This is a genomic window from Ralstonia soli (assembly GCF_023955655.1).
GTDB classification, from domain to species: domain Bacteria; phylum Pseudomonadota; class Gammaproteobacteria; order Burkholderiales; family Burkholderiaceae; genus Ralstonia; species Ralstonia soli.
The window spans coordinates 644,710-659,318 of the sequence record NZ_JAMXHT010000002.1; the positions used below are offsets into that span (position 1 = coordinate 644,710).

The 14,609-nt window shown below is 66.4% G+C and carries 11 protein-coding genes; 2 read left to right on the forward strand and 9 right to left on the reverse strand.

Annotated elements, in window-relative coordinates:
* Nucleotides 1-81: 81 nt before the first annotated feature.
* Nucleotides 82-2,838: an FtsK/SpoIIIE family DNA translocase gene (locus NG900_RS06685; RefSeq protein WP_252678249.1), complete on the reverse strand. Its 2,757-nt coding sequence runs from the start codon at nt 2,836-2,838 to the stop codon at nt 82-84.
* Between the two features lie 106 nt (nt 2,839-2,944).
* Entirely contained in the window at nt 2,945-3,730 is a 786-nt protein-coding gene (locus NG900_RS06690; RefSeq protein WP_252678251.1) for an MHYT domain-containing protein, read from the reverse strand.
* 254 nt (nt 3,731-3,984) lie between these two features.
* Here NG900_RS06690 and NG900_RS06695 point away from each other — a divergent pair, with 254 nt between their 5' ends.
* Nucleotides 3,985-4,566: a hypothetical protein gene (locus tag NG900_RS06695; protein WP_252678253.1), complete on the forward strand. Its 582-nt coding sequence runs from the start codon at nt 3,985-3,987 to the stop codon at nt 4,564-4,566.
* A 52-nt stretch (nt 4,567-4,618) separates the two neighbouring features.
* On the opposite strand, the gene NG900_RS06700 is transcribed toward NG900_RS06695, so the two are convergent.
* From NG900_RS06700 to kdgD, 7 genes are all read right to left on the reverse strand, one after another.
* Nucleotides 4,619-5,509 carry an SMP-30/gluconolactonase/LRE family protein gene (locus tag NG900_RS06700; RefSeq protein WP_252678255.1) on the reverse strand — a complete coding sequence of 297 codons (891 nt, stop codon included), beginning with the start codon at nt 5,507-5,509 and terminating at the stop codon, nt 4,619-4,621.
* Between the two features lie 4 nt (nt 5,510-5,513).
* A complete protein-coding gene (locus NG900_RS06705) occupies nt 5,514-6,359 on the reverse strand; it encodes an NAD-dependent epimerase/dehydratase family protein (protein ID WP_252678257.1) in 846 nt (281 codons plus the stop codon).
* 1 nt (nt 6,360) lies between these two features.
* A complete protein-coding gene (gene garD / locus NG900_RS06710; protein WP_252678259.1) occupies nt 6,361-7,962 on the reverse strand; it encodes a galactarate dehydratase in 1,602 nt (533 codons plus the stop codon).
* Nucleotides 7,963-8,007: 45 nt separating this feature from the next.
* Complete coding sequence (locus NG900_RS06715; RefSeq protein ID WP_252678261.1) at nt 8,008-9,417, reverse strand: enolase C-terminal domain-like protein; 1,410 nt, start codon at nt 9,415-9,417, stop codon at nt 8,008-8,010.
* A 19-nt stretch (nt 9,418-9,436) separates the two neighbouring features.
* Complete coding sequence (locus NG900_RS06720; protein WP_252678263.1) at nt 9,437-10,789, reverse strand: MFS transporter; 1,353 nt, start codon at nt 10,787-10,789, stop codon at nt 9,437-9,439.
* Between the two features lie 99 nt (nt 10,790-10,888).
* On the reverse strand, nt 10,889-12,460 hold the full coding sequence (locus tag NG900_RS06725; RefSeq protein ID WP_252678265.1) for an aldehyde dehydrogenase (NADP(+)): 1,572 nt from the start codon (nt 12,458-12,460) through the stop codon (nt 10,889-10,891).
* A 27-nt stretch (nt 12,461-12,487) separates the two neighbouring features.
* Entirely contained in the window at nt 12,488-13,426 is a 939-nt protein-coding gene (gene kdgD, locus NG900_RS06730; protein ID WP_252678267.1) for a 5-dehydro-4-deoxyglucarate dehydratase, read from the reverse strand.
* A 273-nt stretch (nt 13,427-13,699) separates the two neighbouring features.
* Here kdgD and NG900_RS06735 point away from each other — a divergent pair, with 273 nt between their 5' ends.
* Entirely contained in the window at nt 13,700-14,599 is a 900-nt protein-coding gene (locus tag NG900_RS06735; protein WP_252678269.1) for a LysR family transcriptional regulator, read from the forward strand.
* The last annotated feature ends 10 nt before the right edge of the window (nt 14,600-14,609 follow it).

The following is a 14,609-nucleotide window of genomic DNA, read 5'->3' on the forward strand; positions in this document are numbered from 1 at the left end:
GCGCGAATGTTACGCAAACCTGTCCGGCCTACCGGCGCCTGTCATGGAGGCATGTTCTGGGAACGAGGCACCTGCCAGGTGCTACTCAGCGCCACCCGGCGCCAGTACCTCGCGCTGCCCGTTGCGCCCCATCGGCGACACCAGCCCCGCCGCTTCCATCTGCTCGATGAGTCGCGCCGCACGGTTGTAGCCGATGCGCAGTTGCCGCTGCACGGAAGAGATCGACGCCCGCCGCGTGTTCAGCACAAATGCAGCCGCTTCGTCGTAAAGCGGGTCGGCTTCCGCATCGCCGCCTTCGCCGCCGAACAGGTCGCCGCCGGCAGCCGCCTCGCCCGGGTCGCCGGCCAGGATGGCTTCGTCGTACTCGGGTTCGCCAAACTGCTTCCAATGCTCGACCACGCGGTGCACTTCCTCATCGGCCACGAAGGCGCCGTGCACGCGCTGCGGATAGCCCGTGCCCGGCGGCAGGAACAGCATGTCGCCCTGACCGAGCAGCGATTCCGCGCCCATCTGGTCGAGAATCGTGCGCGAGTCGATCTTGGACGACACCTGGAACGCCACGCGCGTCGGAATGTTGGCCTTGATCAGCCCGGTGATGACGTCCACCGACGGCCGCTGCGTCGCCAGAATCAAGTGGATACCGGCCGCGCGGGCCTTCTGCGCGAGGCGCGCGATCAGCTCTTCGATCTTCTTGCCGGCGACCATCATCAGGTCGGCCAACTCGTCGATCACCACCACGATCATCGGCAGCGTGGAAAGCGGCTCCGGCGCGTCGGGCGTCAGCGAGAACGGATTGGGCACCTTGCGGCCGGCCTGCTCCGCCGCGCGGATCTTCTGGTTGTAGCCGGCCAAGTTGCGCACGCCCAAGGCCGACATCAGGCGGTAGCGCTTTTCCATCTCGCCCACGCACCAGTTGAGCGCGTGCGCCGCCTGCTTCATGTCGGTCACGACCGGCGCCAGCAGATGCGGAATGCCCTCGTACACCGAGAGCTCGAGCATCTTCGGGTCGATCATGATCATGCGCACGTCGTCGGGCGTGGCCTTGTACAGCATCGACAGGATCATCGCGTTGACGGCCACCGATTTGCCCGAACCCGTCGTGCCGGCCACCAGCAGGTGCGGCGCGCGCGCAAGGTCCGTCACCACCGGGTTGCCGGTGATGTCCTTGCCCATGGCCAGCACGAGGTGCGAGGCGTGCGACTGGAAATCCGCGGCGTTCACGACTTCCGACAGGCGGATCATGTCGCGGCGGGCGTTGGGCAGCTCCAGGCCCATGCACGTCTTGCCGGGAATCGTCTCGACAACGCGGATGGAGGTCACGCCCAGCGCGCGCGCCAGATCCTTCATCAGGCCGACGACCTGCGCGCCGCGCACGCCGATCGCCGGATCCACCTCGAACCGCGTGATGACGGGGCCCGCCGAAGCCCCGACCACCGTCACGGGCACCTTGAACTCGGCCAGACGTTGGGCGATGAGGTTGCTGGTGTCTTCCAGCTCCTCGGCGGACACGGCGTCCGTGCTGGCCGATGCTGCCGTGAGCAAGGCAGCGCTGGGCAGGCGGTAGTCCACGATGCGCGGCGCAACGGGAGCAGGCGCGGGCGTAGGAGCGGGTGCCGGCACGGCAGCAACGGCCGGTGCCGAAAGCGAGACGACATCCCCGACCACGGCAGGCAGCACAAAGCGCGGCTTGGGCGTTGGCGGTGCGGGCGGAGCCTCCGCTTCCGGTTCGGCGGTCGGCTCTGCGGACGGTGCAACGGGCAATACTGCTGATTCCTGCAGCACTTCAACAATCGGGGCGGCTTCAACAACCGGTTCGGCAATCTCCGACTCGGGTGCTGCCTTTGGGCTGGGCGTCATCAACCCGCGCAACTCAGCCAGCAGCGCTTCGGCTTCCTGGCGCACGGCATCCAGGTCGATGGCTGGGGCTTCCGCTACAGCGGCGGGCGCCTCAGTCGGCTCGATGGGCTCCAGCACCACCGGCGCGATTGCCAGAGCGGCCGGCTCCGCAATGGGCTCGACCACAGGCTCGCGCGGCGTTTCGACCGCCGCCATGGGTACCGCCAGTGCCTGCGGCTGCAGGCCCAACTGTGGTTGATGGAATGGGCTGCTGACGATGGTGGCGCGCGGCTTGGGACGCGCTGCCGGGGCCGGTTTCGGCGTGGGCTGCGTGGGCGCCGCGGCAATCGGAGCCGCCTTTGCGCTGGCGGGCGTATCGGCCGGCGCGCCTTTCTTTGCGTCGATCAGCGGCCAGATCTCTCCCGGTTGCGGTGGCGAGGGGCGCGTACGCGGCGGCGGTTGCCACGCGGGCTGGCGGCGGGCGGACACGGCCTCGATGCCCCGGTGGCGCATGGTCGGCTGCGCGGGGCCGGTGTTGCCGGTCCAGCGGGCCTCTCCTGCTCCGCCAAGGCCGAAAGCGGTGGGCTTCAGGCCGTCGTCGACCGGCTCGTCGTGGCGTGTGTCGGGCTCGGCCGGTGCGTCGTCCGTCGCGGTGCGGCGGCGGTTGAACACCTGCGCCCAGGAGCGGCCAAACACCATCGGCGCGACCCAGATCAGCACACCGAGCATCAGGAGAAACGCCCCCGTCCAGCCCAGCATGTGCGAAAACAGCGACGACAGCGCCCGCCCGGCGGCCCCGCCGGCCTTGTCCTGCGGATCGGCGCCCGAGGTGAGGGCTTCAAGCGCGGCGCTGGCGCTCAATGCGACGAGCGTCACCAGCCAGAGCCGCACGGTGCCCCGGCCCTTGAGGAAACCACGCTCTCCCGCCAACGCACGCGTTACATACCGCCACACCAGCGGCAGCAGCCACACGGTGGAAATGCCAAACCAACCAAGCACCATTTCAAAACGCCATCGACAAATGCCAGGCCGCGATTGTAGCGGGGCGCGCCGCCGCCATGAGAAACGCCCGACCGAAAAACACAGGCCGGGCGCTGCGATGGCCGGCTCAGCGCACCGCGCCGGAGGCCGTGGCCCGCGAGCTGCTGGTGCTGCGCGTGGCCTCGATCAGCAGAATGATCATCAGGATGGTGCCGGCCAGCGCGAACACTGCATAGCCGATATTGCCGCCCTCGATGGCAAACAGCGATGGTGAATAGCTCTGCCCCGTGCAGATCATCGTGCCAGCCGTCATGCCCGTGTAGTGCATGCCGCAGACGGCCACCCCCATGACAAGCGCCGCGCCAAGCTGCTGGCCTCGGGTCTTGACCGTGGTCGCCAGCCACAGCGCGACCATCGACACCACCACCGCGATCACCGCTGAGAGCGCGATGATGGAGATGTTCCAGTCGAAGGCGCTGTTGGTATGCACGGCAGCCATGCCGGTGTAGTGCATCACCGCCACGCCAAGACCGGTCAGCACGCCGCCCTTGGCGATGTTGGCCATGCGGTTGCCGGTGGTGAGCGAGGCAATTGCGAGCCCGCCGGCGGCAAACACCATCACCACCAGCAGCGACACCAACGTCATGAAGAGATCGAACTCCAGGCGCACCGGGGTCCGGTAGGCCGCCATGCCGATGAAGTGCATTGACCAGACGGCCCCGCCGCCCAGTGCCACGCTCGCGCAAATCAACCGGTCGATGTCGATGCTGCCGTTCTTGTCTCGGATGCGCCTGGACCATCGCAGGCCCACATACGCGCCCGCCACCGAGATGAGATACGACAGCCCTACCAGCAGCCAATCGTATGCATAGGGCACGATCGCGCCCGGCACCGCAGAAAAGCCGTTGAACATGGCACACCCTCCCGTTTCACTACCAAAAGGCCGCCGGGTTGCCGGGCGGCATCGGCCGACTGCCCGTGTTGCCGGGCCTTCATGAACGTGTTGTCGTTGTATTGGTGTGAGGTGGCCTCGGTCGGGCCTTGGTGCGCAGTATGGGCAGGGGAAGTTGCCCCGCCAATCACCTGATCTAGGTAACTTTGGGTCGACTTGTGGTGCAGGCCCCCCGCTTGCTTGCGCTATGGGAAACGCGTTTCTCAGGAGGCCCCATGTCGCTCATCGTCGCAGCCCGTTTCGACACGTTCGACCGCGCCGAGGCTGCCGCGCGCGCGCTGTTTGCCCAGCGCTTTTCCGAGGACGACGTGAACGTCTTCTTCGTCAACCCATCCGGCCAACACGCCGCATTTCCAATTGGCGGAGACCGCAATGCCGACCCGGGTGCCGCCCGCGCACATGCCGGTGCCGGCAAGGGCATGGCCATCGGCGCCGCCATTGGGGCCGTTGTTGGTGTGGTGGTGCTGATTGCGCTGCACGTGGCCGTGCTGTTCTCGGTGGTGGCAGCCGGAGTTGGCGCCTATATCGGCTCGCTGGCTGGCGCCATGATCGCCACGCGTGATGCCCCCGACCCCGAGCAGCCCCCCGATGCCACCTTGCGCACCCGGCACTCGGGGGTGCTACTGGCCGTGCGTGTCACGCCTGAGCGCGAGGGCGAAGCTGCACGCATCCTGGCCGGATCCGGTGGCATGGATGTGGAGGAGGCGGCCGGCCGCTGGCGCAACGGCGAGTGGGTCGACTTCGACCCGCTCAGCCCGACCCGGCTCAACCCGAAGATTGCACCGCGGGCGGCGTGATCGATGGTGGCTGGCCACGAGGTCGAACATGGCCAGCGCCACAAACGGTGGCTCAGATGTGCAAGACGGGTTCCGCCAATCCGGTCACACCCGGGCGCACGGCAAACGTGGCGCCAGAGAGCGGGTCGTTGTCGATCCGGATCGACGTGACGAACAGCGTGTCCAGCCCCGGCCCGCCGAATGCGCACATGGCGGGCTTGGGCGTAGGAATGGCAATGCTGCGATCAAGACGGCCGTCTGGCGTGAACCGGTGCACGAGCCCCGCATCGTTGCCGCAGATCCAGTAGCAGCCGTCAGCGTCCACGGCGGCACCATCGGGGCGGCCGGGGTGGGCGTTCATGTCGATGAAGACGCGGCGGTTGTGCGGCGTGCCGCTGTCGATGTCGTAGTCAAAGGCCCAGACGGTCTGGCGGCTCGCGTGCGAATCCGACAGATACATCGTCTTGCCATCGGGGCTGAAGGCCAGGCCGTTGGGGACGATCAGGTCATCGATGACGGACTCGACGCGCCCGTTGCGTGCGCCATCCGCATCCAGGCGGTACAGCTTGCCGAGAGGCGCCCCCAGTGAGGTGTCCAACACCATCGTGCCGGCCCAGAAACGCCCCTGGCGGTCGCAGCGGCCGTCGTTGAAACGCATGTCGGGGCGTGCGTGCTCGACCGTCGCCAGGCGTTCAACAGGTGTCAGTTCAGCGCCTGCCCTGGGCTGTGGCGTGCAGAAGACGCCGGTCTCCATCGCCATCGCCCAACCGTTGCCGGTCATGGCGATGCAGCCTGCCATCTCGGGCAGCGCCCATGCGTTGATCTGGCCGCTGAAGACGTTCCAACTCCACAGCGTGCTGCCTGGGATGTCTGTCCAATACAGCGCCTGTTCTCCCGCGTGCCAGACGGGGCTTTCGCCCACGCCGCATTGCATGGTGCCGATGCGTTCGACGTTCGCGTGCATGGCCTCAGTCTCCGAACGGGCCGGCTTTGACGAACGCCCCGCCCTGGTACAGCGCGGCGGGGTCGTCGGCGGGCAGCGGCGGTTGCGCTTGGACCTGCGCGCGGAAGATCTCGCTCGTCTGCGTGGGCTGGTAGCCGAGATGCGACGCGTGGCGGTTGTCCCACCAGTGGTCCCGGTTGGCCGACATGCCATAGACCACCGTAAAGCCGACCTTGGGCACGAACAGGGCGCGGCGGATCAACTGCTCCAGATCGTCGTAGCCGAGCCAGGTGATGAGCATGCGGCGGTCCTTCGGCTCTGCGAATGATGAGCCGATGCGGATGGCGACGGTCTCGATGCCGTAGCGATCGAAGTAGAAACTGGCGAGCTGTTCGCCGAAGACTTTGCTCAAGCCGTAGTAGCCGTCGGGCTTGGTGGGCACCGTGCTGTCGATCACCTCGCCCTGCCTGTAAAAACCGATAGTGTGGTTCGAGCTGGCAAACACGATGCGGCGCACGCCGTGACGGCGCGCGGCCTCGTACAGGTTGTAGGTGCCCTGGATGTTGGCCGGCAGGATCTCTTCAAACGGCCGCTCCACCGACACGCCGCCCAGATGCACGATCGCATCCGTGCCCGCGACGAGTGCATCGACAGCCTTGGCATCGGCCAGGTCGCACGGCGCGATCTCTTCGCCCGGCCGCGCCTCGCCAAGATTGGAGATATCGGACAGGCGCAAGGAATCGGCGTACCGGGTCAGGCGCTCCCGCAGCACCTTGCCGAGGTTCCCCCCTGCGCCGGTCAGCAGCAGGCGGTGGCAACGCGTGGCCACGCCGGTGAGCGGGTCCGTTTGAATAGTCTCTGGAGTTGTCATATCAGGTTACTGGGGCGGGGTTGAACAGGGCGAGCGCATTATGTAAGCCCAATTTGTCGGCGCACACCTGCTTGCGCCCGCTTGCCACATCAAGAATCAGGTGGAACAGCTCCCAGCCGATATCAGCAATGCTGGCTTCGCCGGTGGCAATGCGGCCGGCGTCGAGGTCGATGAGGTCGTGCCAGCGTTCGGACAGCGCCTTGCGGGTCGACACCTTGATGACCGGCGCCATGGCCAGGCCATACGGCGTGCCGCGGCCGGTGGTGAACACCTGCAGGTTCATGCCCGAGGCAAGCTGCAGCGTGCCGCACACAAAATCGCTGGCCGGCGTGGCCGCAAAGATCAGGCCCTTGCGGCGCACCCTTTCGCCCGGGCCAAGCACGTCGACGATGGGCGTGCTGCCCGACTTGACGATCGAGCCCAGCGCCTTTTCCACCACGTTGGACAGGCCGCCCTTTTTGTTGCCGGGTGACGGATTGGCGCTGCGGTCGGTCTGGCCGCCGCTGAGGTAGTTGTCGTACCACGCCATTTCGCGCAGCAACGCGCGGCCGACATCTTCGTCGATGGCGCGCGGCGTGAGCAGGTGGATGGCGTCGCGCACCTCGGTCACTTCCGAGAACATCACGGTGCCGCCTGCGCGCACGATCAGGTCCGCCGCAAAGCCGACAGCGGGGTTGGCCGTCACGCCGGAGAACGCATCGCTGCCGCCGCACTGCACGCCCACCACGAGGTCAGATGCCGGGCAGGTCTCGCGCTGGCGCTTGTTGAGCTGCTCCAGTCGACGCTCGGCCATTTCCATGATGGCGTCGGTCATGCCGATGAAGCCGTCAAAGGCTTCGTCCTGCAGACGCAGCACCGGCGAATCGGCTGTTCCTGCAATCTCGATCGGGATGCGGCCGCCGGGCGCAAGCTTCTCCGGCACGAGGCGCTCGGGCACGAGCTTCTCGCAGCCCAGGCCGATCACCATGATCTCGCCGCCAAAGTTCGGGTTGAGCGCCAGGTTCTGCAACGTGCGGATCGGCACGATGGCGGCCGGCGCGTTGATGGCCACGCCGCAGCCATAGACGTGGTTGAGCGCGACCACGTCGTCGACGTTGGGGTACTTCGGCAGCAGTTCGCGCTTGATGCGGCCGACCACGTAGTCGGTCACACCGGCCACGCACTGCACACTGGTCATGATGCTGAGCACGTTCTTCGTGCCGACCGTGCCATCGGCATTGCGGTAGCCCTCGAAGGTGTAGCCCTCGAGCTTGGCAAGCTTCGGGTCGGGGCGCGTGGCGAGCGGCAGCTCGTCCAGCGCGGGTGCGGCCGGCAGCTTCACGGCGTGCTCGTTGATCCAGCTGCCGCGTGGCAGCGGCTTGACGGCATAGCCGATCACCTCGCCGTAGCGGATCACGGCGTCGCCTTCGGCCAGGTCGGCCAGCGCCACCTTGTGGCCTTGCGGCACGCCTTCCACCAGCACCGTGCCGTCGGCCAGCGCCGTGCCTGCGGGTAATCCGCGCGCGTTGACGACGATGGCGACGTTGTCACTGTCGTGCACGCGGATCGTCAGCGCGGGTTCCGCTTCAGTGCCGGTCTCGGGGGCCAGCGTCGATTCAGACATCACAGACTCCGTGATTGATGCGGGCAACGAACGGGTTGGCGCCGTTCAGCGCCCAAAGGCCGGGCGTTTGGGATCGTACGTCCAGCCCGGCACGAGGTATTGCATGGCCATGGCGTCGTCGCGCGCGCCGGGGCCGAGGGTTTGGTACAGCGCATGGGCCGCCATGACGCGCTCCATGTCGATCTCGATGCCCAGGCCCGGGCGCTCCGGCACGGCCACGTGGCCGCCCTCGATGCGTAGCGGCTCGCGCGTCAGGCGCTCTTCGGCTTCCTGCCAGATCCAGTGCGTATCGATGGCGGTAATGTTGCCCGGCGCGGCGGCGGCCACATGCGTGAACATCGCCAGCGACACATCGAAATGGTTGTTGGAATGCGAGCCCCACGTCAGTCCCCATTCGTCGCACAGCTGCGCCACGCGCACCGAGCCCTGCATGGTCCAGAAATGCGGATCGGCCAGGGGGATGTCCACGGCGTGCAGTTGAACCGCGTGACCCATCTGGCGCCAGTCGGTGGCGATCATGTTGGTGGCGGTCGGGATGCCGGTGGCGCGTTTGAACTCGGCCATGATTTCGCGGCCGGAGTAGCCGGCCTCGGGACCGCACGGGTCTTCCGCATAGGCCAGCAGGTGGCCTTGCCCCTTGCACAGCGCAATCGCTTCGTCGAGCGACCACGCGCCGTTTGGGTCCAGCGTCACGCGCGCCTGCGGAAAGCGCGCCTTGATGGCGGCAATCGCCTCTATCTCTTCGGCGCCAGGCATCACCCCGCCTTTGAGCTTGAAATCGGCAAAGCCGTAGCGATCGGTGGTGGCTTCTGCCAGACGCGCGATGGCGTCGGGCGTCATGGCCGCTTCGTGGCGCAGGCGCAGCCAGTCGTCAGCGCCCTGGGTGCCGTCGAAGTACGGTAGATCGGTCTTGCGGCGATCGCCCACGTAGAACAGGTAGGCGAGCATCGGGGCGCTGTCGCGCTGCTGGCCAGCGCCGAGCAGCTCTGCCACCGGCACTTCCAGGAACTGGCCCAGCAGATCGAGCAGCGCCGCTTCCACCGCTGTGATGACGTTGTCCATGCGCAGGTTGATCTCATGCGGCTGCCGCAGCACGGCCGCTTCCGAGGCGGACGTCACCTGATGCACCGTCGCCTGATGTGCCGTACTGCCACCGCCGGCCAGCGCACGGCGGATGCTGTTCAGCACGCCGTTGGTGCGGCCAACGGATTGACCGACCACCAGCGGAATCACGCGCTCCAGCGCCTGGCGGATGCCCTCCCCGCCCGGGACCTCGCCCACGCCGGTGCGCCCGGCGTTGTCCTTCAGGATGACGAGGTTGCGCGTGAAGAACGGAGCGTGCGCGCCGCACAGGTTCAGCAGCATGCTGTCGCGCCCCGCCACGGGGATCACCTGCATCTCGGTCACACGCGGGGTATGGACGCGCGCGCCGGATTCGATCGATTGCAACGTCACAGCGAGGGCTCCTCTCGGCTTACAGCGGCTTCAGTTCCACACGCTTGATCTCGCCCACCATGAACAGGTAGCAGATGATGGCAACGAGTGCGTGGATGCCCACGTACACCAGCGCGCCATTGAACGAGCCCGTCGTGTTGACGATGTAGCCGATGGCGATGGGCGTGGTGATGCTCGACAGGTTGCCGAAGGTGTTCATCAGTGCGCCCGACAGGCCGGCGATCTGCTTGGGCGCCGTATCCGAGTTGACGGCCCAGCCCAGCGCGCCCAGGCCCTTGCCGAAGAACGACAGCGCCATCACCGCCACCACGATGGACTGCGCATCCACGTAGTTGCAGATCACCATCGTCATGGAGAGCAGCATGCCCAGCACGATCGGCGCCTTGCGCGCCACCGAAAGCGACGCCCCACGGCGCAGCAGCGCATCGGAAAGGATCCCGCCCAGGATGCCGCCGAGAAAGCCGCACACCGCCGGAATCGACGCGACGAAGCCTGCCTTCAGGATCGACATGCCGCGCGCCTGCACCAGGTACACCGGGAACCACGTGATGAAGAAATACGTGAGCGCGTTGATGCAGTACTGCGCGATGTACACGCCCATCAGCATGCGGTTGCCCAGCAGCTGCTTGACGTAGCCGAGGTTCGGTCCTTCGGTCTTGGCCACGCCGGCGCGGTCCATGTTGACGAGGCCACCGCCGGCTTCGATGTACTCGATCTCTGCGCGGTTCACGCGGGGGTGATCCTTCGGATCGTGCACGAACGCCTTCCACACGAACGCCATGGCAATGCCGATCACGCCCATCACGATGAAGACGTGGTGCCAGCCGAACTCGTGTACCAGCCACGCCATCAGCGGCGCGAACACCACCGTGGCCGCGTACTGCGCGGAGTTGAAGATGGCTGCAGCCGTGCCGCGCTCATTGGCCGGAAACCACGCCGCCACGATGCGGCTGTTGGCCGGGAAGGACGGTGCCTCTGCCGCCCCCACCAGAAAGCGCAGGCAGAACACCATGGCGATGGCCGCCGCACCGGTAAAGAACCCGATCGCGCCCTGCGCCAGCGTGAACAACGACCACAGCAGGATGCTGAACGTGTACACGCGCCGCGAGCCGAACCGGTCGAGCAGCCAGCCGCCCGGAATCTGCGCTATCACATAGGCCCAGCCGAACGCCGAAAAGATGTAGCCAAGCGACACCGCATCGATGCCGAGATCCTTCTGCATGGCAGAGCCGGCAATGGAGATGGTGGCGCGGTCGGCATAGTTGATGGTCGTCACGATGAACAGCATCGTGAGGATCATGAAACGCACGCGGCTCATGCGCTCGGTGCGCGGTACGGCCTGTGCTCCCACTGCTGGGGCTTTGATATCCATCGTCTCCTCCTTGATCCGGCACCCGTTGTGTGCCGTTGGATTCAAGTTGCCGGGTCCTTGTGGCCCGGCTTTTGTTTTTGCTGCCGATTGACTGCCGATTTACTGCCATTGCCCGTCGATCAGACGGCGCAGTTTGAGCGGGTTGGCGTCTTTCAGTGCCTCGGGCAGGAGTTCTGCCGGCAGATCCTGGTAGCACACCGGGCGCAGGAAGCGCTCGATGGCCGCTGTGCCGACCGAGGTCGTGCGCGAATCTGTGGTAGCCGGCCACGGGCCGCCATGCACCATGGCATGGCAGACCTCCACACCCGTCGGCCACCCGTTGGCCAGGATGCGGCCCGCCTTGCGCTCCAGAATCGGCAGCAGGGAACGCGCGATTTCCGTATCACCCGTATCGAGATGCAGCGTGGCAGTCAGCTGACCTTCGAGCGATTCGGCCAGCGTGCGCAGTTCTTCTGCGTCGCGGCAGCGTACAACCAGGCCGGTGGCGCCGAAGATCTCGTCGTGCAGCGTCGGTTGTGCCTGGAAGCTCTTGGCGTCGGTAACGTAGAAGCCGGCTTGGCCGCGGTTGGGCTGGTCACTGCCCTGCCCGCGTGCCACGCAGCGCACGTTGGCCTCGTCGGCCAGCTTGTCGACGCCGCGCGTGTAAGCGGTGTGGATGCCGGCAGTGAGCATCGGCTGCGCCGCAACGCCTCCCATGGCAGCAGCGGCAGCGGCTTCAAAGGCATCCAGATCGGGGCCGTCAATGGCGAGCAGCAGACCCGGGTTCGTACAGAACTGGCCAGCGCCCATCGTGAGCGATGCCACGTACTGCTGGCCCAGCACCGCAGCGCGGTTGGCCAATGCATCGGGCAGCAGGAAGACGGGGTTGATCGCGCTCAGCTCGCCGTACACCGGAATCGGCTGCGGACGCGCTTGTGCAATGCGCAGCAGCGCCTGACCGCCCGCACGCGAGCCGGTGAAGCCCACCGCCTGGATGCGCGGATCGGCCACCAGGGCACCCGCCACGTCGTTGTCCGCCAGGATGAGCGAGAACACGCCTTCCGGCAGCCCGCATTGCGCGACCGCCGCCTGAATGGCGCGGCCCACCAGCTCGGACGTGCCCGGGTGTGCCGGGTGCGCCTTCACGACCACCGGGCAACCTGCCGCCAAGGCCGATGCGGTATCGCCACCGGCCACCGAAAACGCCAGCGGGAAGTTGCTCGCACCAAACACGGCCACCGGGCCCAGCGCAATGCGGCGCATGCGCAGATCCGAACGCGGCAGCGGCTTGCGCTCGGGCAGCGCCGGGTCGATCCGCGCGCCCACGGCGTCGCCGGCACGCACCACACTTGCAAACAGGCGGAGCTGGTTGCAGGTGCGGCCACGCTCGCCTTCCAGACGGGGGCGCGGCAGCGCGGATTCAGCCATGGCGCGCTCGATCAGCGCATCGCCCAGCGCTTCGATCTGGCTGGCGATGGCTTCCAGGAAGGCCGCGCGGGTTTCGGGCGAGGTCTCGCGGTAAACGTCAAAAGCCGCGGCGGCCAATTCAGCGGCACGCGCGGCATCAGTCTTGGAGGCCAGGGTGAATTCAGGTTCGAGCCATTCCCCGGTGGCGGGGTTCATGGCGCGAACCGTGCCGGCACCACCCGCCACGCGGGTGGCACCCAGCAGCAGTTCGCCGCTCAAGTGCATATCGGTTCCTTTACGTTTGGGCTGTGCTCAGGCAGCCAGCTTTTCCACTTCAGCAATGCGCGACACCAGTGCCGACAGTTCGGCCACTTCGGCATCGGTCAGGTCCGTCAGCGGGGCGCGCACCGGGCCGGCGCTACGACCAATCACCTTCATGCCGGCCTTGACGATCGACACTGCATAGCCGCGCTTGCGGTTACGCAGCTGGATGTACGGCAGCACAAAGTCGTTGAGCATCTTGTAGACCTTGGCGTTGTCGAACGCGCGCACGGCGGCGTAGAACTCCAGCGCGAACTTGGGCACGAAATTGAAGATGGCCGACGAGTACGTCGACACGCCCATCGTCAGGTACGGCAGCGCGAAGGTCTCGGCGGTGGGCAGGCCGCCGACGTAGGTGAAGCGATCACCCAGGCGGGCGTAGATGCGGGTCATCAGTTCGAGGTCACCCACGCCATCCTTGAAGCCAACCAGGTTCGGGCAGCGGTCGGCCAGGCGTTCGAGGTGGTTCTCGTCGAGGATCTGGTTGGCGCGGTTGTAGACGATCACGCCCAGCTTGGTCGAGTTGCAGACCTGTTCCACGTGCGCGGCCACGCCGTCGGCAGACGCTTCGGTCAGGTACGGCGGCAGCAGCAGGATGCCGTCGGCACCGGCAGCTTCAGCGGCCTTGCAGTATTCGATCGATTCCGCCGTGCCACGGCCTGCGGGGGCGATCACGGGGATCTTGCCGCCGGTTTCCGCCACGGCGGCGCGCACGACGCGGTCGGTCTCGGCAGCCGTGAGCGAGAAGAACTCACCCGTGCCGCCTGCGGCAAACAGGCCGGCCGCATCATGGCTGAACAGCCAGTTCAGGTTGGCGCGATAGGCCGGCTCGTCAAACGACAGGTCCGACGCCTTGAAATGCGTGACCGGGAAGGACAGCAGGCCGGAGCCGATCTGTTGGGCGAATTCTTTGGGGGTGTATCGGGACATGTCTCGCTCGTGGTGAATGCGTGTTGTTGGTGAAAGCATTTTTGCATCGCGATCGATTCAAGTCCAAAACAACTGCTGACTGGATTGATACAAAACTTATATTGATACAGGGTCTTCCCTAACGTATGCCTTTCCATGCTGCAGCCGCACGTGACGCAGTGAAGGCGCTGCTGGGTAGCCTGGTTACTCCCCATTTGCGGTTGGATTTCTTGCGCAATGGATCTTTCCGCTTCAAGATGTCTGGCGCCACTCATCCATACAGGTTTTGAATCGATGTTTGAACTCAGCCAACTCCGCTGCTTTGTCGCCGTGGCCGAAGAACTGCACTTCGGGCGTGCGGCGGAACGCCTGCACATGACGCAGCCTCCGCTCTCGCGTCAGGTGCGCCTGCTCGAACATCAGGTCGGCACGGAACTGCTGGAGCGCAACAGCCGCTCGGTCAAGCTCACGGCGGCGGGGCGCAGTTTTCTGCCCGATGCATCGCGCATCCTGCGGCTGGCCGATGAGGCGGCCGCCACGGCACGGCGCGTGGCCACGGGCGCGGCCGGGTCGCTGGCGATCGGGTTTACGGCGTCGGTGGGATACGGAAAGCTGCCCACGCTGGTGAGTGCCGTACGCGCGGCATCACCCGGGGTGCGCTTGACGCTGAAAGAGATGGTGAGCGGCGCGCAGCTCTCGGCGCTGGATACACGCGAAATCGATGTCGGCCTGCTGCGCCCGCCGATCGAGCACGGGGAGCTGGTTGCCGTACCGTGCTCACAGGAGGCGCTCGTGATCGCACTGCCGGAAGCGGTGGCCGACCAGTGGCCACAACGCCCCAGCCTGCGCGATTGCGAGGGCCAGCCGCTGCTGATGTATTCGCCCTACGAGGCGCGCTACTTCCACCAGATGGTGAGCGGCCTGTTCGAACGGGCAGAGGTCCTGCCGGACATCGTGGAATACGTCAGCCAGATCCACTCGATGCTGGCGCTGGTGCGCGCGGGCATTGGCGTGGCACTCATTCCGGCGGCGGCAGCCATGCTGCACTTCGAGGGCGTCGTCTATCGCCCGGTGCGCACCACGCCGGCCAAGCCGGTCGAACTGTGGATGGCCTACCGCAAGGACAACGACAACCCGGTGTTCAACGTGCTCAAGTCCGTGCTCCACGATTCGCTCGCCGACGAGCGGCGCTGACCTCACGCGG